We start from the raw sequence: 20,816 nt of genomic DNA, 5'->3' as shown, positions 1-20,816 counted from the left end.
AGGTCTGCCCTTCGTACACGAGCGGGGCTGCTACGCCGCCCTTGGCGAATGAATTGGCTATGTCTGCATTACGTGTTGCAGGCAGCTGCATTGCCCGTAGGAGCTGGCTTGCCAGCGAATGGCCCCGTTTCGCTGGCAAGCCAGCTCCTACAAGACTCTTGGCCGGATGGTAAATCTCTCGCAACAGCCAACGCAGACATAGCCAATGACTTCGCCCCTACAGACCAGCTCCCAACAACTTGCGCTGCATCGGGAACAGCTGCCAGCCGAAGCGTTCGCTCACCAGCCCCCAGACACCCTGCGGTGCCTTCAGCATCATCACCACCGCCACGCAGCCGAGGATGATCATGTACAGCGCGCCGAATTCGGCGAAGCAACTGCGCAGCGCGAAGTAGATCAGGGTGCCGATCAGCGGCCCTTCCAGGGTGCCGATGCCGCCGATGATGACGATGAAGATCACTGCTGCCGTCCAGTCCTGCACGCTGAAGGCGGCATCCGGGGAGATGCGCAGCTTCTGCAGGAAGATCAGCGCACCGACGACGCCCGTGCAGCCGGCAGCCAGCACATAGACCAGCAGCTTGGTGCGGAACACGTTGATGCCCAGGCTCCCGGATGCCGGCTCGGAGTCGCGGATGGCCGTCAGCGCCAGGCCCTGGCGCGAGCGCAGCAGCAGGTAGACCACCAGCACCGCCGCCACGGCAATGCCCAGGGCGCTGAAGTACAGCAGCATCTCGCGGCTGTCACGGCTGCTGCCGATCTGCCGAACGATGGAGGCCGGCAGGCTCTGTCCGGAGCCACCGCCCAGGCTGCCCACCTGGGCCAGGCCGAGCCGGAACACCTCAGCCACCACCCAGGTGCCAATGGCGAAATAGGCTCCGCGCAGGCGGAACAGCACCAGCGCCGTGGGTACTGCGAGCAGCGCCACCACCAGGCCGGAGAGGAATACCGCGGCCAGCGGCGGCACACCCAACTGCGACGCCAGCACGAACAGCAGGTAGCCACCCAGGCCGACGAAGGCCTGCTGGCCCACCGAAACCATGCCGGCGTAGCCCGCCAGCAGGTTCCACATCTGCGCCAGGGCCAGGTAGTAAGCGAACTCCACCACCAACCGCAGCACCGCGCGGTCGGCCCAGAACGGCAGAGACGCCAGCACCAGCACCAGCACGCCCAGCAGCGCCAGGCCCACCTGGCTGCTGCGGGTGGCGCGCTGGACGAGGTAGGCATTGTTCATCGCATTCATCAGTCGACACTCCGGGGAAACAGGCCACGCGGGCGAAAAACCAGGATCAGCAGGAACACCAGGTGGCCGGCGAGGATCTGCCAGCCCGGATCGATACGCGCCCCCACCGCCTGGGCAACACCGAGGATCACGCCACCGGCCAGGGTGCCCCAGAGGCTGCCGAGGCCGCCGATGATCACCGCCTCGAAGCCGTAGAGCAGGCGCGCCGGGCCGACGCTGGGGTCGAAGCTGGTACGTACCGCGAGGAACACGCCGGCGATGGACACCACCGCCATCGCCAACGCCATGGCCAGGCCGAAGATGTGGCGGTTGTCGATGCCCATCAGTTGGGCCGTGTGCTGGTCGTCAGAGGTGGCGCGGAAAGCGCGACCCAGGCTGGTCTTGTAGAACAGCAGCTGCAAACCGCCGATCACCAGCAGCGCGCTGCCGAACACCATCAGCGGCATCACGCCGAGGCTGAGGCCGCCCACGGCCACGCTGGCCACTTCCAGATCGCCCTGGGAGAGTTTCTGGCTGTCGGCGCTGAAGAACTCCAGCAGCACGTTCTGCAGGATGATCGACAAGCCGAAGGTCACCAGCAGCGGCGGCAGGATGTCGTTGCCGAGGGTGCGATTGAGCAGTTGCCGTTGCAGGCCGTAACCGACCACGAACATCACCGGCACCACCAGCACCAGGCTCGCAAGCGGCGACAGGCCGAGCGCCTCGACCACCACCAGGGCCAGGTAGGAGGCCAGCACGATGAAGTCGCCATGGGCGATGTTGACCAGGCGCATGATGCCGAACATCAGCGACAGGCCGACCGCGAACATGGCGTAGAGGCCGCCGAGCAGCACGCCCTGCACCAGGGTATTGAGCCATTCCATCATCGTGCCTCCGCCAGGCCGAAATAGGCCGCCTTGATCTGTTCCTTGCTCACCTCCCCCGGCTTGCCGGAAAGGGAGATGCGCCCTTCCTGGAAGCAATAGAAGCGGTCGGCGACGCTGAGGGCCTGGTTGATGTCCTGCTCCACCAGGATCACCGCTGTGCCATCGGCCTTGATCGACGGCAGTGCGGCGTAGATGTCCTTGATGGTGGTCGGCGCCAGACCGAGGCTGATCTCGTCGCAAAGCAACAGGCCTGGGCTGGACATCAGCGCGCGGCCGATGGCGACCATTTGCTGCTGGCCACCGGAGAGCGCGGTGCCGGGGCGCTTGCGCAGGTTGGCCAGTACCGGGAACAGGCTGTAGATGCGCTCCAGGTTCCAGGCGCCCTGGCGCTTGCTGTAACCCCCGATCAGCAGGTTCTCCTCGACGCTGAGCGAGGGGAACAGCTTGCGGCCTTCCGGCACCAGGGCGATGCCACGCTCCAGCACCTGGTTGGCCGGCAGGCTGCCGATGTACTCGCCCTTGAAGCGAATGGCGCCGGGGTCGTTGCGGATCAGCCCGGCGAGCGAACGCATGAAGGTGGATTTGCCGGCGCCATTGGAGCCGATGATGGCCAGGGTTTCCCCTTCGGCCAGGTCCAGATCGATGCCGAACAACGCCTGGAAGTCGCCGTAGCCGGCGCGCAGTTTGCGGATCGTCAGCATGACTTCAGCTCCCGATGCCCATGTAGATTTCCTGAACCTTGGGGTTGGCCATCACCGCGCTGGGCTCGCCTTCGTCCAGCTTGCGGCCGAAGTTGATCACCGCCAGGCGACCGACCACCGCCAGCAGCGCGTGGACGATGTGCTCGATCCAGATGATCGCGGTGCCGGAACGGTGGATGCCCTGGATGGTGCCGACCAGTTCCAGGCACTCCGGTTCGGTAAGGCCGCCGGCAATCTCGTCGAGCAGCAGCAGTTGCGGCCGGGTGGCCAGGGCGCGGGCCATCTCCAGGCGCTTGCGTTCCAGCAGGGTCAGGGACCCGGCCAGGGCGTTGGCCTTCTTCATCAGGCCGGTGAGTTCGAGGATGTGCGCGCACCAGACGTAGCTGTCCTTTTCCGTCTGGCCGGCGCCAAAGGTGGCACCCACCAGCAGGTTCTCGAACACCGTCATCTTCACGAACGGGTGCGGGATCTGGTGGGAGCGGCCGATGCCACGCTGGCAGCGTTTGAACACCGGCTCGCGGGTGACGTCATCACCCTGGAAGTGGATGCGCCCGCTGTCAGGCGCCACGCCCCCGGCGATCAGGTTGAACAGCGTGCTCTTGCCGGCGCCGTTGGGCCCGATGATGCCCAGCGCCTCGCCCGGCGCCAGAGCCAGGCTGAAGTCGTCGGTCACTTTCACCGAGCCGTAGTGCTTGTGCACCTGCTCCAGTACGAGGAGTTGTTGCATGTGTCGTTACCTGTATGAAGCTGTAGCCCGGATTTCATCCGGGCTACGGAAAGCCCCCTCTCCCTCTGGGAGAGGGTTGGGGTGAGGGAACCTGCCCGCGCTCGGACTCAACCGCCGTACGTGATCGCCTGCATCTCCCCGCCCAGGGGAATCTGCGGCGCGGTCTGGTTGCTGGTGATCACCAGGTCGTAAGTGAAAGGGCCACCCAGGCGCCACTGGCCGGACACCAGCGGGGTCTTGGCGACGTTCTTCACCGGACCGTTCTTCCAGCTCACCGGGCCGACCACGGTGTTCAGCTCGGTCTTGCGCAGCGCATCGCGGGTCGCCTCGGGGTTACCGACCTCCTCGGTGCGCTGGAGGATGTCCACCGCCAGCTCGAACAACGCATGCACGAAGCCCAGCGGCTGGGTCCACTGCTTGCCGGTGGCCTTGGTGTAGCGCTCGGCCAGTTGCCCGGCGGTCAGTCCATTGAGGGAGGAACTGAACGGGTGGCTCGGGCTCCACCAGATCTCCGTGGAGAGGTTGTGCCCGGCCTTGCCCAGGGTTTCCACCGCCGAGGGGAACAGCAGCGCCTTGCCCACCGACATCGCCTTGGGCTGGAAGCCCTGTTGGCGCGCCTGGGTACAGAAAGTGGTGAGGTCCGGCGGGATGACCACGCCTGTGACGATCTCCGCCTCGGCCTTCTTGAACGCGGAAATCTGCGCGGAGAAGTCGTCGGTCAGGCTCTGGAAGCGGCCCGGGTCCACCAGCTGAAAACCCTTCTGCGAGAGCACCGGCGGGAAGCCCAGCTTGCTGTCGCCCCAGGCATTGCCGTCACCGTCGTTGGGGAACAGCCCGCCGATCACCTTGTTGCTGCCCATGCCGCCCCACATGGCGGTGTAGGTGGCGATCACGTCTTCCAGGCCCCAGAAGAAGTGGTAAGTCCACTCAAAGCCTTCGTCCGGCTTGCCGCCACGGGTGAAGAACCAGGGCTGCCAGGGCGCGACGGTGGAGATGCAGGGGATTTCGTTGATCTCGCACTGGTCCGAAACCGGGTTGGTGGTCTCGGGCGTGGACGACACCAGCATCAGGTCGACGCCGTCGGAAAGGATCAACTCGTTGGCCACTTCGGCGGCGCGGTTAGGGTTGGACTGGCTGTCTTTGACGATCACCTCCAGGCGGCAGCGCTGGCCGCCCACGGTGATGCTGTTTTTCAACACCGAAGCGAGGCTTTCGATGATGTAGGCATCCGCTGCGGCGAAAGGTGCCAGCGGCCCGGTCTGGGGGCTGACATAGCCGATACGGATGACCTTCTCAGCCGCGAACAAGGGGCCGGAAGAAAAGCCTGCGAGCAGCGAGCCGCCAGCCACGACGCCGCTGGCCCGCAGGAAATCACGCCGGGACAGCCCGGCACCGAGGAGTTTCTTGTTGTTGTCCATGACGGATACCTCGACAGGAAGATGAGGCCAGGCGCGGGCGCGCAAAGGGGCCCGGCCGGGATGGCAGTAGGTTGGCGCCGGATCAGAAGAAGACGGTGACGTCGAAGGAGCCCACCAGTTGGCTGTCTTCGCGGCCGCCGCCAAAGGCATCGCGACCATTGCCACTGTGGATGTCGTAGCGCAGTTCGGGGCGCAGGCGGACGTTGGGCACCGGCGTCCAGGCCAGGTTGGTGGTGAAGCCGTAGAAGCTGCCCCAGCTCGGATCGGGGATGCCTGTGTGCGGATCGATGTTGGCCATCACCACATGCACCGGCGCGTCGGTGTAGAACCACTCGGCGCGGCTGTTCCACATCAGGTTGTCGCCCAGGCGGTGGTACCAGTTGACGTCGGTGCCGTACCACTGGGCGTTGCCCTTGTTGGCGAATGCGGCGAAGGCGGCGTCTTCCTGCTGCCCGTAGTTGAACTCCACCGCCACCCGGTTGCGCTCATCGAGCACATGGGAAACGGTCAGGTAGGAGGCGTAACGGGTCAGGTTGTCGTCGTCGCTGCCCGCCGGAATGGGCGAGCCGCAGGCACACTCGGCGAAGCTGTCGCCAGCGCCGTTGCCGTAGATGTTTTCCCAGTCGACCCAGGTGCGGAAGTCCGCCGAACGCCAGCGCAGGTTGGCGATGACATCCGGGTCGCCGTTGGGGTCCTGCATGTTGTTCCAGCCCTGCACCACGCCCAGCTCGAAGCCGAGCATGCTGCCGCCCTCTTCCTGCGGCAGCTTGAAGGAGTAGAGCGCGCCCGTGTGCTTGGCCGGGCCATGCATGAAGGAATAGGTGTGGCTGTAGAAGTCCGTCGGCGCCGGGCTCGGCAGAGCGAAGCCGATCTCGTTCTCCAGTGGGGTGTGGAACACACCGAGCATCAGGTTGGAGCCGCCGAGCACCGGGATGTAGAAGTCCAGGTAGGCCTGGGCGATGTTGAAGTTCTCGTCATTGGCGTCGGCCGAACGGTTGACGCCAAGGTCTTCGTCGAAGCCGTAGGTCTTGAAGAAGCGCGCATCCTTGCCGTACAGCGCGGTGACGTTGAAGCCCCAGTCGGCTTCCTGCGGCATCGGGCCAGGGAACGGGCCGACACGACCGACCACATTGCCCTTGGGGGTTTTCTCGATGGCCAGGGCGAACTGGTTGAGGTTGAAGCCTTCATCGTTGTTGAAGAAGGCCTGCTTGCTCACGTCGTCACTGCCGTTGTCGTTGTAGATCCAGCCGGCCTGGCCCCAGCCATGGACCTTGATGCCGTAGTCCTTTTCCAGCCCGTCGCCGAAGGCGCTGCGGAACAGCGAACCGGACGGGCCAGGCTCGGCGGCCTGGATGTGAACGGGGAACAGCGCTGCGGCCGCCAGGACCGGGGCGAACAGAGTGGACGCGGAAAGATGCTTGAGCTACCTTGTTGTTATTAGTCAGCCTGATGCGGACACGCCCCGCTGGCAGTGCGGGCCTGGCTGTCCGGTTGGGTCGCAAGCTACAAGCGGCCCTCCTCACCAACAATTCCGGTTTCGGCGATTTGAGTGTTTGCGAATCGAGAACAATGACGCGCGCTCCTGAGCTAGAGCGGCCGGGGCGGAAAAGGGGTCACGCGGGGTGGGCGGTTATCGGACGGAATTGGCGGGATAGCGCTGCGCGACGGCATTCGCCTTTCCCTTGTAGGGGGAATTCATTGGCTATGACTGCGTTAGCGGTTGCGAGAGATTTACCATCGGGCCAGGAGCCCTGTAGGAGCTGGCTTGCCAGCGAAACGGGGCCATTCGCTGGCAAGCCAGCTCCTACGGGCAATGCAGCTACCTGCAACACGTAACGCAGACATGGCCAATTCATCCGCCGAGCAGGCCCCACAGGGAAAGCGTTCAACGCTTCCTGCGCAGCGGCTCCAGCAACGGCTTCAAGCCGTTGTGGTCGATCTCCTGCATCAGCATCAGCAGCCGCCCGATCTCACCCTTGGGGAAGCCCTCGCGGGCGAACCAGTTGAGGTAATGCCCGGGCAGGTCGGCGATCAGGCGGCCCTTGTACTTGCCATAGGGCATTTCGCGGGTGACCAGGAGCAACAGGTCTTCGGGCTTCATCGGGCGGCCTTGCGGGGGGAAGAAAGCGGCGATTGTCGCAGAGCCCGGGCTCAGGCATCCACCGGCGCGCCCAGCAGGCCGAACTCGGCCGGCACCTTGACGTAGAACAGCGTCAGGCCCTCCTCCTCCAACCGCCGCAGCAAGGCGTCGCATTCGGCATCGCTGAGTGCCATGACGATCAGCATCGGCTGGTCGGCCATCTCGAAGAAGTGCTGGGAATGGAGGTGTTTGGTATGACCAAACCCTTCGATTCCGGAGACCAGGGTGGCACCGCGCAGGCCCATGTCCATGGCCAGGCCAACAACCCAGTCGGCCAGCATCTTGCCTTGGTGACGCCGGTTCTGCTGGGTGTAGAGCGTGAGCTGGTAACCCTTCATGTCAACCTCCATCCGATTACACGATGCCGCCATTGACCCTGAGCGTCTGGCCATTGACCCAGGCGCCTTCCGGTCCGACCAGGAAGGCCACCAGGTTGGCGATGTCCTCCGGGTTGCCAAGGCGCTCCAACGGGGCCTGCTTGGTCAGGCGTTCCACCAATTCAGGGGGCTTGCCGTCAAGGAACAGGTTGGTCGCCGTCGGCCCCGGTGCCACGCAGTTGACCGAAATGTTTCGTCCGCGCAGCTCACGGGCGAAGATCGCGCTCATGGTTTCCACCGCGGCCTTTGAAGCCGCGTAGATGGCGTAGCCCGGCAGGCTCAGGCTCACTACGCTGCTGGACAGGTTGACGATTCGCCCGCCACTGTTCAGGCGCGTCGCCGCCAGCTTGAGGGTGTTGAACGTGCCGCGGGTATTGACGGCGAACAGACGGTCGTAGAGCGCCATGTCGGTATCGGCCAGGGAAACCAGCCCCGGCTGGATGACACCGGCATTGTTGATCAGGATGTCGATCCCGCCGAACTCCATCTCCGTCTGGTCGAAGAGCACCGCCACCGCCACCGGGTCGCTGATGTCGGCCAATATCGGATAGGCCTGGCCACCGGCCAGCCTGATGTCTTGCACCACTTGCTCCGCAGCTTCCGGCCGTGAGGCGTAATTGACCACTACCTGGATGCCTTCGGCGGCAAGGCGCCGCGCAATGGCGGCGCCGATTCCCCGGGAAGCCCCGGTGACAATGGCGGTTCTGGCAGGTTGAGGCATGTAGTTCTCCTCGCCAGGCTCTCGAGGCCGCGGCTGGTGCCGCGTGCGGGGCCTTTCCAGTGGTATAGCCGGAGTTGGAGCCGCGTGCGGAACCGGCTATCAGCGAGGCACGAAGGCCGTCCCCTGTAGGGGCGAATTCATTCGCCAAGGGCAGCGCAGCTGCCCCCAAAGGATGCCTGTAGAGCGGACCTTCGGCCCGCTTGGCGAATGAATTGGCTTTGTCTGCGTAAAACGTTGAAGGCCCTGGAATCCCTTGTAGGAGCTAGCTTGCTAGCGAACGCGGACATTTTCGCCAGCAAGCTGGCTCCTACAGGCGCCCACGCTCACCGGTTGCCGTCTAGCAACAGCCAACGCAGACATAGCCAATGAATTCGCCCCCACAGCAATCCTTCTCCCTGGGAGATGCAGAGGTCAGGGCGTCGCTTCGGAGTCCGGGTCCACCTGCTCCAGCTGCCCCTGCTCCCAGCCACCGCCCAGGGCGGCGATGAGCTGGACGCTGGTGGTCAGGCGGGTGCCCATCAGGGTCAGCACCGTGCGTTCGTTGCTCAGCGCCGTGGCCTGGTTGGTGACGACGCTGTTGTAGTCCACGGTGCCAGCCTTGTACTGGTTGGTGATCAGGCGCAGGGCTTCGCGGGCGGCGTCGAGGGCTTCCTGCTGCACCTCACTCTCCTCTTCCAGCACGTCGAGTTGGACCATGTAGTCCTCGGCTTCACGGAAACTGTCGAGCACGGTCTGCCGATAGACGGCCACGGTCTGGTCGTAGCTGGCTTCGGCCTGCGCCACCTGGGAGCGGATCAGGCCGCCGTCGAACAGGGTCATGGCGAATTCCGGGCCGATGGACCAGAAACGGTTCGGCGTGGTGATCCAGTCGTGCAGGCTGCCGCTGCGATAGCCACCGGCAGCGCTCAGGCTGAGGCTGGGGAAGTAGGCCGACTTGGCCACGCCGATCTGGGCGTTCGCGGACATCACGCTGCGTTCGGCGGAGGCCACGTCCGGGCGGCGTTCCAACAGTTGCGAGGGCAGCAGCGTCGGCACGGTCGGCAGCGCCGGCACGCTGTCCACTTCGGCCAGGCTGAATTCGGCGGGCGTCAGGCCCACCAGCACAGCAATGGCGTTTTCCAGTTGCGCGCGCTGGTACTTGAGGTCGATGGCCTGGGCCTGGGTGCTCTTCAGCTGGGTGGTGGCCTGGGCCACGTCGACACGGGTGACGATGCCGGCCTTGTACTGGTTCTGGGTCAGGGTCAGGGCACGCTGGTAGCCGGCGACGGTGGCATCCAGCAGGCGCTTCTGGGCATCCAGCACGCGCAGTTGCAGGTAGTTCTGCGCCAGCTCCGATTGCAGGCTGAGGCGTGCGGCGGCGAGGTCGGCGGCGCTGGCCTGCATGCTGGCGGTGTCGGACTCCAGCTGGCGGCGCAGCTTGCCCCAGAGGTCGATTTCCCAGTTCACGCCAAGGCTGGCGTCATAGCTCTTGGAAACGCCACCGCCACCGGAACTGGTGACCGTGGAGCCGTCGGACAGGCGCACTGTGCTGTCGCCGCCACCCTGGCCCGAGCGGGTCTTGCCGGCATTGCCGGTCACCGACGGGAAGAAGGACGCGCGGGCACCACGGGCCAGCGCCTGGGCCTGGCGGTACTGGGCGACGGACTGCGCCAGGGTCTGGTTGGAGGTTTCCAGGCGCTGCTGCAGGTCGTTGAGGGTGGCATCGCCGTACAGCTCCCACCAGCGGCCACGGTGCTCCAGGTCGGCCGGGGTGGCCAGGGACCAGCCCTCGGCATGCTTGAACTGCACGGGCACGCTCTGCTCCGGACGCTTGTAGTCCGGGCCGATGGCGCAACCGCCGAGCAGCAGGCCGGCAAGGGCCAGGGCCATGGCGCGACGCAGGGGTTTCAGGGAAGTGGCGGCGGTGTTCATAGGGGTGTTTCCAGAGCGGCGTCAGTGCGCACGCCACGCCAGCGGTTGAAGCGATGGCGTAGACGGTCGAGGTAGAGGTAGACCACGGGGGTCGTATAGAGGGTCAGCAACTGGCTCAGCACCAGGCCGCCGATGATGGCCACGCCGAGTGGCTGGCGCATCTCCGCGCCCTCGGTGCCGCCAATCAGCAGCGGGACGGCGCCGAGGATGGCGGCGATGGTGGTCATCAGGATCGGCCGCAGGCGCAGCAGGCAGGCCTGGCGGATGGACTCGTCCGGGGACATGCCCTCCTGGCGCTCCAGCTGCAGGGCGAGGTCGATCATCATGATGGCGTTCTTCTTCACCACGCCGATCAGCAGGAACAGCCCCAGCAGGGAAATCAGGCTGAACTCCCCGCCGGTGAGCAGGATCGCCAGCAGCGCGCCGACACCGGCCGACGGCAGTGTGGAGAGAATGGTCAGCGGATGGATGTAGCTCTCGTAGAGGATGCCCAGCACCAGGTACACCAACACCAGGGCGGCGAGGATCATCCACGGCTGGTTTTGCTGGGTGCTCTGGAAGGCGTCGGCGCTGCCGCCCATGCGCGCGATCACTGAGCTGGGCAGGCCGATGGCGGCCACCGCTTTCTCGATCGCCACGGTGGCCTGGTCGAGGCTGATGCCAGGCGCCAGGTCGAAGGCAATGCTCTCCGAGGCGAACTGGCCCTCGTGGTTGACCCGGTCTTCTTCCAGGCTGCGCTCGTAGCGGGCGAAGCTGGACAGCGGCACACGCTGGCCGTCGGCGGTGATCAACTGGACCTGCTTGAGGGTTTCCGGGTCCTGGGCGTACTTCGGGTTGACCTCCATCACCACCTGGTACTGGTTGAGGCTGTCGTAGATGGTGGAGATCTGCCGCTGGCTGTAGGCGTTGTTCAGCGCCGAGCTGACCATGGCCATGTCGATGCCAAGGCGCTTGGCCGTGTCGCGATCCACCTGCAGGGTGATCTGCTGGGCGCCCTCCCCTTCGTTGGCGTCGATGGCGGTGAGTTCAGGCAGCGACTTGAGCGCGGCGGTGACCTTCGGCAGCCAGGTGCGCAGGTCCGACAGCTCGCCGGTCTGTAGCACGTACTCGTACTGCGAGCTGCGCTGCTCGCGACCACCACCGAATTGCAGGTCCTGGTCGGCCATCAGCATCAGCCGGCCACCGGGCACCTTGGGCAGGTTCGCGCGCAGCCGTTCGATGACTTTCTGCGCCGACACCTTGCGCTCGGCGATGGGCTTGAGGCGCACGATCATGAAGGCATTGTTGATGCCGCCACCACCGCCGATGAAGCCGGCGACACTCTCCACGGCCGGGTCTTCCAGCACGGCGCGACGGAAGATTTCCATCTTCGGCTGCATCACAGTGAACGACAGACCGTCGTCGCCACGGATGAAGCCGATCAACTGGCCGGTGTCCTGCTGCGGCAGGAAGGTCTTGGGCACCAGCACGTACAGGGCGATGTTGCAGCCGATGGTCAGCAACAGGCTGACCAGGGTCAGGCGCGGGTGACGCAGGGCAATGCCCAGGGTGCGGTCGTAGGCGCCGACCATGCGCGTGTGCAGTGCCTCGCTCCAGCGCTGCAGACGGCTGTCCTGGTCGGGCACGTGGGGCTTCAGCCAGCGTGCGCAAAGCATCGGTGTCAGCGTCAGGGACACCAGCAGCGAGACCAGGATGGCCACCGCCAGGGTCAGGGAGAACTCGCGGAACAACCGGTCGATGATGCCGCCCATGAAGAGGATGGAGACGAACACCGCCACCAGCGAGAGGTTCATCGACAGCAGGGTGAAGCCCACTTCACGGGTGCCCTGCAGCGCCGCCTTGAAGGGCGCCATGCCGTTGTTGATGTGCCGCGAGATGTTTTCCAGCACCACGATGGCGTCGTCCACCACCAGCCCGGCGGCGAGGATCAGCGCCATCAGCGAGAGTACGTTGAGCGAGAAGCCCATCAGGTACATCACGGCGAAGGTGCCCACCAGCGACACCGGCACCGCCAGTGCCGGAATCAGCGAGGCGCGCAAGTTTCCCAGGAACAGGTAGACGACGAGGATTACCAGCGCGACGGCGATCAGCAGGGTGCGCTCGGCTTCGTGCAGGGTGGCGCGAATCACCGGCGAGCGGTCCATGGCCAGGTCCAGCTTGACGCTGGCCGGCAGCACCGCCTGTAGCGCCGGCAACTGCTGCTTGATGCTTTCGATGGTCTCGATGATGTTGGCGCCGGCCTGGCGGTTGATCACCAGCAGCACGGCGGAGTCGTCATTGAAGAAGCCGCTGTTGTAGCGGTCTTCCACCGCGTCGCGGACGGTGGCCACGTCGCCCAGGCGCAGGGCGGCGCCATCCTGGTAGCGGAGGATGAGCGGCGCGTAGTCGGCAGCTTTTTCCAACTGGTCGTTGGCACCCACCTGCCAGTGGCGGCCGGCGTCTTCCACCGCGCCCTTCGGACGACGCTGGTTGGCGGCAGCGATGGTGGTGCGCACGTCGTCCAGGGCGATGCCGTACTGGTTCAGCAGTTGCGGTTCCAGTTCCACCCGCACGGCGGGCAAGGAACTGCCACCGATCTGCACTTCGCCCACGCCCTTAACCTGGGACAGGCTCTGGGCCAGGATGGTGGACGCCAGGTCATAGAGCTGGCCCTTTTCCAGCACGTCGGACGTCAGCGACAGCACCATGATCGGCGCCTGGGACGGGTTGACCTTCTTGTACGTGGGCATGCTGCGCATGCCGCTGGGCAGCAGGTTGCGCGAGGCGTTGATGGCCGCCTGCACATCGCGGGCGGCGCCGTTGATGTCCCGGTCCAGCTCGAACTGCACGATGATCCGGGTCGAGCCCTGGCTGGTGCGGCTGGTCATCTGGTTGATGCCGGAGATGGTGCCCAGCGAACGCTCCAGCGGCGTGGTGACGCTGGACGCCATGATTTCCGGGCTGGCACCGGGCAGGCTGGCCTGCACCGTGATCACCGGAAAGTCCATCTGCGGCAACGGCGACACCGGCAGCAGGCCGAAGCTGACGCTGCCCAGGAGCAGGATGGCCAGGCTCAGCAGCATGGTGGCGACCGGGCGGTGGATGAAGGGGGCGGAGAGGTTCAACGACTGACCTCCGCGCGGAGCGCGACTGCCCTCACCCCAGCCCTCTCCCGCAAGCGGGAGAAGGAGCAGAAGCGACTCATACCGCCACCCCCGCCGCGCTGCGGCCGGTGAAGCGGCGGGCCAGGCGGTCGAAGGCCAGGTAGATCACCGGCGTGGTGAACAGGGTCAGCACCTGGGAGAGCAGCAGACCGCCGACCATCACCAGGCCCAGCGGCTGGCGCAGTTCGGCGCCGGAGCCGGTGGCGAGCATCAGCGGGATGGCGCCGAACAGGGCCGCCAGGGTGGTCATCAGGATCGGCCTGAAGCGCAGCAGCGCCGCCTGGTAGATCGCGGCCTCGGGCGACATGCCCTGGTTCCGCTCCGCCTCCAGGGCGAAGTCGATCATCATGATGGCGTTCTTCTTCACGATGCCGATCAGCAGGATGATGCCGATGATGGCAATCAGGCCGAGGTCATTACCGGTCAGCAACAGCGCCAGCAAGGCGCCGACGCCCGCCGAGGGCAGTGTGGAAAGGATGGTCACCGGGTGGATGTAGCTCTCGTAGAGCACGCCCAGCACGATGTACATGGTCACCACCGCCGCCAGGATCAGCAGCAGCGTGCTCGACAGCGACGCCTGGAAGGCCGCCGCCGCGCCCTGGAAGCGGGTCTGGATGCCTTCGGGCAGGCCGATGTCGTGCTGTACCCGCTCGATCACCGCCACCGCCTCGCCCAGGGCAACGCCCGGTGCCAGGTTGAAGGACAGGGTCACCGCAGGGAACTGGCCGATATGGTTGATCGCCAGTTGCGCCTGGCGCTCTTCCACCCTGGCCAGGGCAGAGAGCGGTACCTGGGTGCCGCCACTGGTGACCACATGGATCTGTTGCAATGCCTGCGGGCCGATCACCTCGCCTGCGGCGGACTCCAGCACCACGCGGTACTGGCTGGCCTGGGTGAAGATGGTGGAGATCTGCCGCTGGCCGAACGCGTCGTAGAGGGCGTCGGTGATGGCGGAGATTTCCACGCCCAGGCGACCGGCCATGTCGCGGTCGATGTTCAGGTAGACCTGCAGGCCCTTGTCCTGCAGGTCGCTGGCCACATCGGACAGCTCCGGTTGCTGGCGCAGCGCGTCCACCAGCTTGCCGGTCCACTCGTTGAGCAGGTCGGCGTCGGGGGATTCCATGCTGAACTGGAACTGGGTACGGCTGACCCGGTCCTCGATGGTCAGGTCCTGCACCGGCTGCAGGTAAAGGCGAATGTCGCTCTGCTTGTCCAGTTCCGGCTGCAGGCGCTGGATCACCTCACTGGCGGTCACATCGCGCTCGCCGTGGGGCTTGAGGTTGATCAGCATGCGGCCGCTGTTGAGGGTGACGTTGTCGCCATCGACGCCGATGTAGGAGGTCAGGCTGGCTACCGCCGGGTCCTTGAGGATCAGCGCGGCGACCTTCTGCTGGCGCTCGCTCATGGAGCGGAAGGACACCGACTGCGGCGCTTCGGTGATGCCCTGGATCACGCCGGTGTCCTGCACCGGGAAGAAGCCCTTGGGCACGGCAAGGTAGAGCACCACGGTCAGCGCCAGGGTGCCGACGGCCACCAGCAGGGTCAGGCCCTGGTGCTTGAGCACCCAGGTCAGGCCCCGGCCGTAGTAATTGATCATGCCGTCGATGAAGTCGCCGCTGGCCTTGTAGAAGCCCCCCTCCTCTTCCTTGCTTTCGCGCTCGAGCAGGCGCGCGCACATCATCGGCGTCAGGGTCAGGGAGACCACCAGCGAGATCAGGATGGCCACCGCCAGGGTGATGGCGAACTCGCGGAACAGCCGCCCCACCACATCGGCCATGAACAGCAGCGGGATCAGCACCGCGATCAGCGAGAAGGTCAGGGAAATCAGGGTGAAGCCGATCTGCCTGGCGCCCTTGAGCGCGGCATTGAGCGGTGTCTCGCCCTCTTCCAGGTGGCGGGCGATGTTCTCCAGCATGACGATGGCATCGTCCACCACGAATCCGGTGGCGATGGTCAGGGCCATCAGCGTCAGGTTGTTGATGGAGAAGCCGGCCAGGTACATCACCGCGAAGGTGCCCACCAGGGACAGTGGCACGGCGATGGACGGAATGATGGTGGCACTCATGCGGCGCAGGAACAGGAAGGTCACCATCACCACCAGGGCGATGGCGAGGAACAGTTCGTGGCGCACGTCGGTGATGGCGGCGCGGATGGTCTGGGTGCGGTCGGTGAGCACCACGACGCTGATGCCCGCCGGCAGGTTGGCATTGATCGCCGGCAGCAGCGCCTGGATGCGGTCCACCACGTCAATGACGTTGGCGCCCGGCTGGCGCTGGATGTTCAGCAGCACCGCTTCGTTCTGGTTGGCCCAGGCAGCGAGGCGCTCGTTCTCGGCGCCGTCGACGATCTCGGCCACATCCTTCAGGCGCAGGGCCGCGCCGTTGTTGTAGGCGAGGATGAGATTGGCGTACTCCTCGGCGGACTTCAGCTGGTCGTTGGCGTCCAGCATGGACACGCGGGTCGGGCCGTCGAAGTTGCCCTTGGGCTGGTTGACGTTGGAGGCGCCGACCAGGCTGCGTACATCCGACAGATTCAGGCCATTGGCCGCCAGGGCTTCAGGGTTGACGCGAATTCGCACGGCCTGGCGCTGGCCCCCGGCGATGCTGACCATGCCGACGCCGTTGATCTGCGCCAGCTTCTGCGCCATGCGCGTGTCCACCAGCGTATGCAGCTTGGGCAGCGGCATGGTCTTCGAGCTGATGGCCAGCGTGAGCACCGGGGTATCCGCCGGGTTGACCTTGTTGTAGACCGGCGGCGCCGGTAGGTCCCTGGGCAACAGGTTGGCGGCCGCATTGATGGCCGCCTGCACCTCCTGCTCGGCGACGTCCAGCTTTACTTCCAGGCTGAAGCGCAGGGTGATGACAGACGCCCCGCCGGAGCTGGTGGAGGACATCTGGGTCAGCCCGGGCATCTGCCCGAACTGGCGCTCCAGCGGCGCGGTGACCGCACTGGTCATCACGTCCGGGCTGGCTCCCGGATAGAGCGTGAGGACGCGGATGGTCGGGTAGTCCACTTCCGGCAGCGCGGAAACCGGCAGCAGGCGGTAGGCGATCAGGCCGGCGAGCAGGATCGCCAACATGCTCAGGGTGGTGGCGACCGGTCGCAGGATGAACAGGCGAGAGAGGTTCATACGCCGCCTTTCGCGTCCTGGCCTTCAGGCTTGGCGCCCTGGAGTTGCTCGGAGGGCTGAACGGGAACCTCGTCCGCGTCATGCACCACTTCCACGTCGCTGCCGTCGCGCAGGCGGTCGGTGCCTTCCAGCACCACGCGCTCGCCCGGTTGCAGGCCGCTTTTGACCACCGTGCGTTCGCCGTCGTCCGGGCCGATTTCCAGCTTGCGGACCTTGACCTTCTTCTCGCCGTCCATCACGTAGGCAAAGGTGCCCTGGCTGCCGAACTGCACGGCAGCCGAGGGGATGAGCACCGCCTGCGGCAACAGCTCGGCACGCAGGCGAATGTTGACGAACTGGTTGGGGAAAAGGGCTTCGTCGTCGTTGGCGAAACGCGCCTTGAGCTTGAGGGTGCCGGTGGTGGTGTCGATCTGGTTGTCCAGGCTCTGCAGCACGCCTTCGGCCTGCTTGACCTTGTCACCACGATCCCAGGCTTCGACCACCAGGGATCGACCGGCGCGGAACGGGCCGACCACGGCCGGCAGTTGCCCCTCGGGCAGGGTGAAGGCGACGCTGATGGGTTTGGTCTGGGTAATGACCACCAGCGGCGTGGTGTCGCCGCTGCTGACCAGGTTGCCCAGGTCCACCTGGCGCAGGCCAAGGCGGCCAGCGATGGGCGCGCGCACCTGTGTGAAGCCAAGGTTGAGCTTGGCCTCGGCCACCGCGGCCTCGTTGGTCTTGATGGTGCCGCGATACTGCGCCACCAGGGCTTCCTGTGTATCCAGGGTCTGCTTGGCGATGCTGTCTTCGGCGTAGAGGCCCTTGTAGCGGGCCAGGTCGATCTCGGCGTTCTTCATTTGCGCGCGGTTCTGCGCCAGGGTGCCTTCGGCTTGTTGCAAGGCGACCTGGTAAGGACGCGGATCGATCACCGCCAGCAGGTCACCGGCCTTGACTTGCTGGCCTTCCTCGAACGGCAGCTTGACCAGCTCGCCGTCGACACGGCCACGCACGTTCACCGTGTTCAGCGCAGTCACCGTGCCCAGCGCCTTGAGGTAAACCGGGAAGTCGCCCTGGGTGATGGTCGCCACGCGCACCGGTACCGGTCCTGAGAAGGCACCAAAGCCCGGACGGCCCGGCCCTCCCCGGCCGCCCTCGCCGCTGGGCTTGGCGGCGGTTTCCGGCCAGAGCCACCAGATCAGCATCAGAAGCGCGAGCAACGCGAAGGCGATGGTCAGCCAGTGACGAAGGGAACGGGATTTCGGGGTCTTGTCAGTAATCGGGGACATGATTCAGGTCGAAGTCTGCGAGAGCGTGAACGATAAGCAGTTGAAAGCAGAAGGCAAAGTCTATTTACCGGCTATTTACCTAGTGCTTACGCCACTTACTATGCTTACTGACCTGCCACCGCAACGCGATGGCAGCGCCAGAATCGACTTCACCGGGCCAGGGAGTGTTCCGTGTTCGAAAATCTCAGGCAGCATTTCGCCGCCCTTACCACCCGCGCCGAGTTCCATTCCCTGCGCATTGTCCGGCAGACCGCCGAACAGGCCATGCTGCGCCGTGGCGTGGCCGAGCCACCGTCACTGAGCCAGGACCTGGGCGCCATGCTCAGCGTGCGCCTGGCTGGCGTAGAGGCTTATGCGGCCACCGCCGACCTCAGTCCCGCCGGCCTGCAACGGGCGCTGAACAAGGCCGAGGCGCTCGCCAGGCAAATTGCCCGCTACGCCCTGGTCGACCAGAGCCGTCTGGAGCCGCCACAAGCCAGTGCCCGTTATCAGTCCCCGGGACTGGACCAGCCCTTCCCCAGCCTCGCCGAACGCTTCGAGCTGCTGGCCGAGGAGTCCGCGCGCATTCCCGACGATCCGCGACTGGTCAACTGGAACCTCTATCTGGACAGCCAGCGGCACGAGCAGCTCTACCTCAACAGCGCCGGCGCCGAACAATGGCAGGACCTGCGCTTCACCTACCCCGGCATCAGCGTCACCGCCTTCGACGGCAGCGACAGCCAGACCCGCAGCTTCGGCGGCTATGGCAGCGGCCAGCAGGGCGGTAGTGAAGTGCTCCAGCGCCTGGGCTTCGGTGGCGCCGCGGCACGGGTAGCGGACGAAGCCCTGCAACTCCTGCTGGCGCCCAACACCCCCGGCGCAATCACCGACCTGCTGCTGATGCCGGACCAGATGATGCTGCAGATCCACGAATCCATCGGCCACCCGCTGGAGCTGGACCGCATCCTCGGTGACGAGCGCAACTATGCCGGCACCAGCTTCATCGGCCTGGACGATTTCGGCCGCTACCAGTACGGCTCGGCGCTGCTGAACATCAGTTTCGACCCTGGCATTCCCGAAGAGTTGGCCAGCTACAGCTTTGATGACGACGGCCAGCCGGCCCGCAAGGAAATGCTCATCAAGGACGGACGCCTGCTGCGCCCCCTGGGCGGTGCGCTTTCCCAGCAACGCAGCGGCCTGCCCGGGGTCGCCAACAGCCGGGCGAGCAACTGGAACCGTGCCCCCATCGATCGCATGGCGAATCTCAACCTGGAGCCTGGCGACCAGAGCCTGGCGCAACTGATCGGCGGCATCGAACGCGGCGTGCTGATGAGCACCAACCGCTCCTGGTCCATCGACGATGCCCGCAACAAGTTCCAGTTCGGCTGCGAATGGGGCCGCCTGATCGAGAATGGCGAGCTCAAGGGCGTGGTGAAGAATCCCAATTACCGGGGTGTGTCGGCGCACTTCTGGCGCAGCCTCGCCGCAGTGGGTGACGCCAGTACCTTCGAGGTCCATGGCACGCCCTATTGCGGCAAGGGCGAACCCAACCAGGTGGTGCGCGTGGGCCATGCCGCGCCCGCATGCGTCTTCAGACAGGTGGAAGTCTTTGGAGGAGCCCAGTGATGGCCGACGCAGAATCCCGCTTTACCGCCCTGGCCGAAAGCCTGGGCGCCAGCCTGCAGGCAGGCGAGGACTTCAGCCTCTGGTACAGCGCCGAGGAGTCCGAGTTCATTCGTTTCAACAAGGCCCAGGTACGCCAGGCCGGCCACGTGACCCAGGCCATCGGGCGCGTGCGGCTGATCCGTGACGACCGCAGCGCGGAGATCGCCGTCACCCTCAGCGGTGACCTGGAAAGCGACCGCCGGCACCTGGCCGAGGGGCTGGTGCAACTGCGACTGGTCATCGGACAGTTGCCACCGGACCCTTACCTGCAACTGGAACGCGCCGCCTGGCATCGGCGTGCAACAGACGAAACCGCCCTCCCCGACTGCGCCAGCGTGCTGGCCGAGATCGACGCCGTCGCCAACGGCCTCGACCTGGTGGGCATCTACGCCTCCGGCCCGCTGTACCGGGGCTTCGCCAACAGCTTTGGCGCCTTCGGCTGGCACGCTGCGCACTGTTTCAATTTCGACTGGAGCCTGTTCCACGCCAACCACCAGGCGGTGAAAGCCGACTACGCCGGCTCGCACTGGGAGGGCGCCGAATTCGCCAGCCGCTTCGACCATGCACGCCAGCAACTGGAGCACCTGGGCAAGCCGGTTCGCCACCTGCAACCCGGCGACTACCGCGCCTACCTGGCCCCGGCAGCACTCGACGAAGTCCTGGGCATGCTGTCCTGGACCGGCTTCTCCGCTCGCGCCCTGGCCAACAAGGAAAGCCCTCTGCAACGCCTGCAGGATGGCAGCGCCCGCTTCAGCCCGCTGCTGAACCTGGACGAGCAGGTAGCCGGCGCCCTCGCCCCGGCTTTCGGCCCGGAAGGTGCGCCACGCAGCGACGTGGCCCTGATCCGCAACGGGAAGATGCCCGGGCAACTGGTCTACCCCCGCAGCGCCCGCGAATACGGCCTGGAAGCGAACTGCGCCGACGCCAACGAAGCCACCCAGTCGCTGGTGATGGGCGCCGGCAACCTGCCGCAGGACCGCGTGCTGGAACGCCTGGGCACAGGCCTTTACATCGGCAATCTCTGGTACCTGAACTGGTCGGACCTGCCCGCCGCACGCATGACCGGTATGACCCGCTTCGCCACCTTCTGGGTGGAAGATGGCCAGATCCAGGCCCCGGTGGACACCATGCGCTTCGACGACAGCCTGTTCAGCCTGCTCGGCGAGCAACTGGAAGACCTGACCCTGGAGCGCCAGCTACGGCTGTCCAGCAGCACCTACGGGGAGCGCCAGACCTGGTCGGCGCTGCTGCCGGGGGCGTTGGTCAACCGGCTGAAGCTCACCTTGTAAGCCCGTAGGATGGGTAGAGGCACGAAACCCATCGTCACGTCGCGCCGGAATGGCACCGAACGTTGGGCCGCGCTCCGCTTGGCCGCAACCTGCGGAAACCCGGTGCCCGGGCACAAAAAAGGGAGGCCATTCAGACTGTGTGAAAACCTAGCCGTCTGAGTCGAAGCTGAAGACAATGCCCGTATCGATCGATACGGGCATTGTCGTTTATGGGCTACATCCAGGGAGAGGCGCGCGGTCAGGA

General features: G+C 65.6%; 15 protein-coding genes. 2 read left to right on the top strand and 13 right to left on the bottom strand.

Features of this window, described 5'->3' with window-relative positions:
- Positions 1 to 217: 217 nt before the first annotated feature.
- The 13 genes from FFS60_RS18205 to FFS60_RS18145 all read right to left on the bottom strand — a co-directional run bounded on the left by FFS60_RS18205 (position 218) and on the right by FFS60_RS18145 (position 17,639).
- On the bottom strand, positions 218 to 1,240 hold the full coding sequence (locus tag FFS60_RS18205) for a branched-chain amino acid ABC transporter permease (protein ID WP_137822761.1): 1,023 nt from the start codon (positions 1,238 to 1,240) through the stop codon (positions 218 to 220).
- Positions 1,240 to 2,106 carry a branched-chain amino acid ABC transporter permease gene (locus FFS60_RS18200; protein WP_256658112.1) on the bottom strand — a complete coding sequence of 289 codons (867 nt, stop codon included), beginning with the start codon at positions 2,104 to 2,106 and terminating at the stop codon, positions 1,240 to 1,242. Before FFS60_RS18200 ends, FFS60_RS18205 begins: the two co-directional genes overlap by 1 nt.
- Positions 2,103 to 2,807 carry an ABC transporter ATP-binding protein gene (locus FFS60_RS18195; RefSeq protein WP_028631238.1) on the bottom strand — a complete coding sequence of 235 codons (705 nt, stop codon included), beginning with the start codon at positions 2,805 to 2,807 and terminating at the stop codon, positions 2,103 to 2,105. Before FFS60_RS18195 ends, FFS60_RS18200 begins: the two co-directional genes overlap by 4 nt.
- A 4-nt stretch (positions 2,808 to 2,811) precedes the next feature.
- Positions 2,812 to 3,534, bottom strand: coding sequence for an ABC transporter ATP-binding protein (locus FFS60_RS18190; RefSeq protein WP_137822760.1), 723 nt, complete (start codon positions 3,532 to 3,534; stop codon positions 2,812 to 2,814).
- A gap of 107 nt (positions 3,535 to 3,641) precedes the next feature.
- A complete protein-coding gene (locus tag FFS60_RS18185) occupies positions 3,642 to 4,952 on the bottom strand; it encodes an ABC transporter substrate-binding protein (RefSeq protein ID WP_137822759.1) in 1,311 nt (436 codons plus the stop codon).
- 82 nt (positions 4,953 to 5,034) lie between these two features.
- Positions 5,035 to 6,336 carry an outer membrane beta-barrel protein gene (locus FFS60_RS18180; RefSeq protein WP_256658113.1) on the bottom strand — a complete coding sequence of 434 codons (1,302 nt, stop codon included), beginning with the start codon at positions 6,334 to 6,336 and terminating at the stop codon, positions 5,035 to 5,037.
- Between the two features lie 501 nt (positions 6,337 to 6,837).
- The gene (locus FFS60_RS18175; RefSeq protein WP_028631234.1) at positions 6,838 to 7,053 is read right to left on the bottom strand and encodes a DUF3820 family protein; all 216 of its coding nucleotides are present in this window, start codon (positions 7,051 to 7,053) and stop codon (positions 6,838 to 6,840) included.
- 50 nt (positions 7,054 to 7,103) lie between these two features.
- On the bottom strand, positions 7,104 to 7,430 hold the full coding sequence (locus FFS60_RS18170; protein ID WP_028631233.1) for a DUF190 domain-containing protein: 327 nt from the start codon (positions 7,428 to 7,430) through the stop codon (positions 7,104 to 7,106).
- 16 nt (positions 7,431 to 7,446) lie between these two features.
- Entirely contained in the window at positions 7,447 to 8,190 is a 744-nt protein-coding gene (locus tag FFS60_RS18165) for an SDR family oxidoreductase (RefSeq protein ID WP_137822757.1), read from the bottom strand.
- 411 nt (positions 8,191 to 8,601) lie between these two features.
- The gene (locus FFS60_RS18160; protein ID WP_371926451.1) at positions 8,602 to 10,101 is read right to left on the bottom strand and encodes an efflux transporter outer membrane subunit; all 1,500 of its coding nucleotides are present in this window, start codon (positions 10,099 to 10,101) and stop codon (positions 8,602 to 8,604) included.
- The gene (locus tag FFS60_RS18155) at positions 10,098 to 13,205 is read right to left on the bottom strand and encodes a multidrug efflux RND transporter permease subunit (protein WP_137822756.1); all 3,108 of its coding nucleotides are present in this window, start codon (positions 13,203 to 13,205) and stop codon (positions 10,098 to 10,100) included. Before FFS60_RS18155 ends, FFS60_RS18160 begins: the two co-directional genes overlap by 4 nt.
- A gap of 76 nt (positions 13,206 to 13,281) precedes the next feature.
- A complete protein-coding gene (locus FFS60_RS18150) occupies positions 13,282 to 16,374 on the bottom strand; it encodes an MdtB/MuxB family multidrug efflux RND transporter permease subunit (RefSeq protein WP_137822755.1) in 3,093 nt (1,030 codons plus the stop codon).
- Positions 16,371 to 17,639, bottom strand: a complete 1,269-nt coding sequence (locus FFS60_RS18145; RefSeq protein WP_137822754.1) for an MdtA/MuxA family multidrug efflux RND transporter periplasmic adaptor subunit — start codon at positions 17,637 to 17,639, stop codon at positions 16,371 to 16,373. The genes FFS60_RS18150 and FFS60_RS18145 overlap by 4 nt, the downstream gene beginning before the upstream one ends.
- Before the next feature lie 171 nt (positions 17,640 to 17,810).
- Here FFS60_RS18145 and FFS60_RS18140 point away from each other — a divergent pair, with 171 nt between their 5' ends.
- Together FFS60_RS18140 and FFS60_RS18135 are read left to right on the top strand one after the other, a co-directional pair.
- Positions 17,811 to 19,244, top strand: a complete 1,434-nt coding sequence (locus FFS60_RS18140; RefSeq protein ID WP_137822753.1) for a TldD/PmbA family protein — start codon at positions 17,811 to 17,813, stop codon at positions 19,242 to 19,244.
- Positions 19,244 to 20,572 carry a TldD/PmbA family protein gene (locus FFS60_RS18135; RefSeq protein WP_137822752.1) on the top strand — a complete coding sequence of 443 codons (1,329 nt, stop codon included), beginning with the start codon at positions 19,244 to 19,246 and terminating at the stop codon, positions 20,570 to 20,572. Before FFS60_RS18140 ends, FFS60_RS18135 begins: the two co-directional genes overlap by 1 nt.
- The last annotated feature ends 244 nt before the right edge of the window (positions 20,573 to 20,816 follow it).

The sequence above is a fragment of the Pseudomonas sp. D(2018) genome (assembly GCF_005502555.1).
Taxonomy (GTDB): Bacteria; Pseudomonadota; Gammaproteobacteria; order Pseudomonadales; family Pseudomonadaceae; genus Metapseudomonas; species Metapseudomonas resinovorans.
The sequence above is the reverse complement of the archived record's forward strand: the minus strand, read 5'-3'. Positions and strand labels throughout refer to the sequence as shown.

What these genes read in the sequence shown, in the direction of transcription:
- FFS60_RS18205 (WP_137822761.1), bottom strand. Translation starts at nt 1,240, where the DNA reads ATGAATGCGATGAACAATGCCTACCTCGTCCAGCGCGCCACCCGCAGC.
- FFS60_RS18200 (WP_256658112.1), bottom strand. Translation starts at nt 2,106, where the DNA reads ATGATGGAATGGCTCAATACCCTGGTGCAGGGCGTGCTGCTCGGCGGC.
- FFS60_RS18195 (WP_028631238.1), bottom strand. Translation starts at nt 2,807, where the DNA reads ATGCTGACGATCCGCAAACTGCGCGCCGGCTACGGCGACTTCCAGGCG.
- FFS60_RS18190 (WP_137822760.1), bottom strand. Translation starts at nt 3,534, where the DNA reads ATGCAACAACTCCTCGTACTGGAGCAGGTGCACAAGCACTACGGCTCG.
- FFS60_RS18185 (WP_137822759.1), bottom strand. Translation starts at nt 4,952, where the DNA reads ATGGACAACAACAAGAAACTCCTCGGTGCCGGGCTGTCCCGGCGTGAT.
- FFS60_RS18175 (WP_028631234.1), bottom strand. Translation starts at nt 7,053, where the DNA reads ATGAAGCCCGAAGACCTGTTGCTCCTGGTCACCCGCGAAATGCCCTAT.
- FFS60_RS18170 (WP_028631233.1), bottom strand. Translation starts at nt 7,430, where the DNA reads ATGAAGGGTTACCAGCTCACGCTCTACACCCAGCAGAACCGGCGTCAC.
- FFS60_RS18165 (WP_137822757.1), bottom strand. Translation starts at nt 8,190, where the DNA reads ATGCCTCAACCTGCCAGAACCGCCATTGTCACCGGGGCTTCCCGGGGA.
- FFS60_RS18160 (WP_371926451.1), bottom strand. Translation starts at nt 10,101, where the DNA reads ATGAACACCGCCGCCACTTCCCTGAAACCCCTGCGTCGCGCCATGGCC.
- FFS60_RS18150 (WP_137822755.1), bottom strand. Translation starts at nt 16,374, where the DNA reads ATGAACCTCTCTCGCCTGTTCATCCTGCGACCGGTCGCCACCACCCTG.
- FFS60_RS18145 (WP_137822754.1), bottom strand. Translation starts at nt 17,639, where the DNA reads ATGTCCCCGATTACTGACAAGACCCCGAAATCCCGTTCCCTTCGTCAC.
- FFS60_RS18135 (WP_137822752.1), top strand. Translation starts at nt 19,244, where the DNA reads ATGGCCGACGCAGAATCCCGCTTTACCGCCCTGGCCGAAAGCCTGGGC.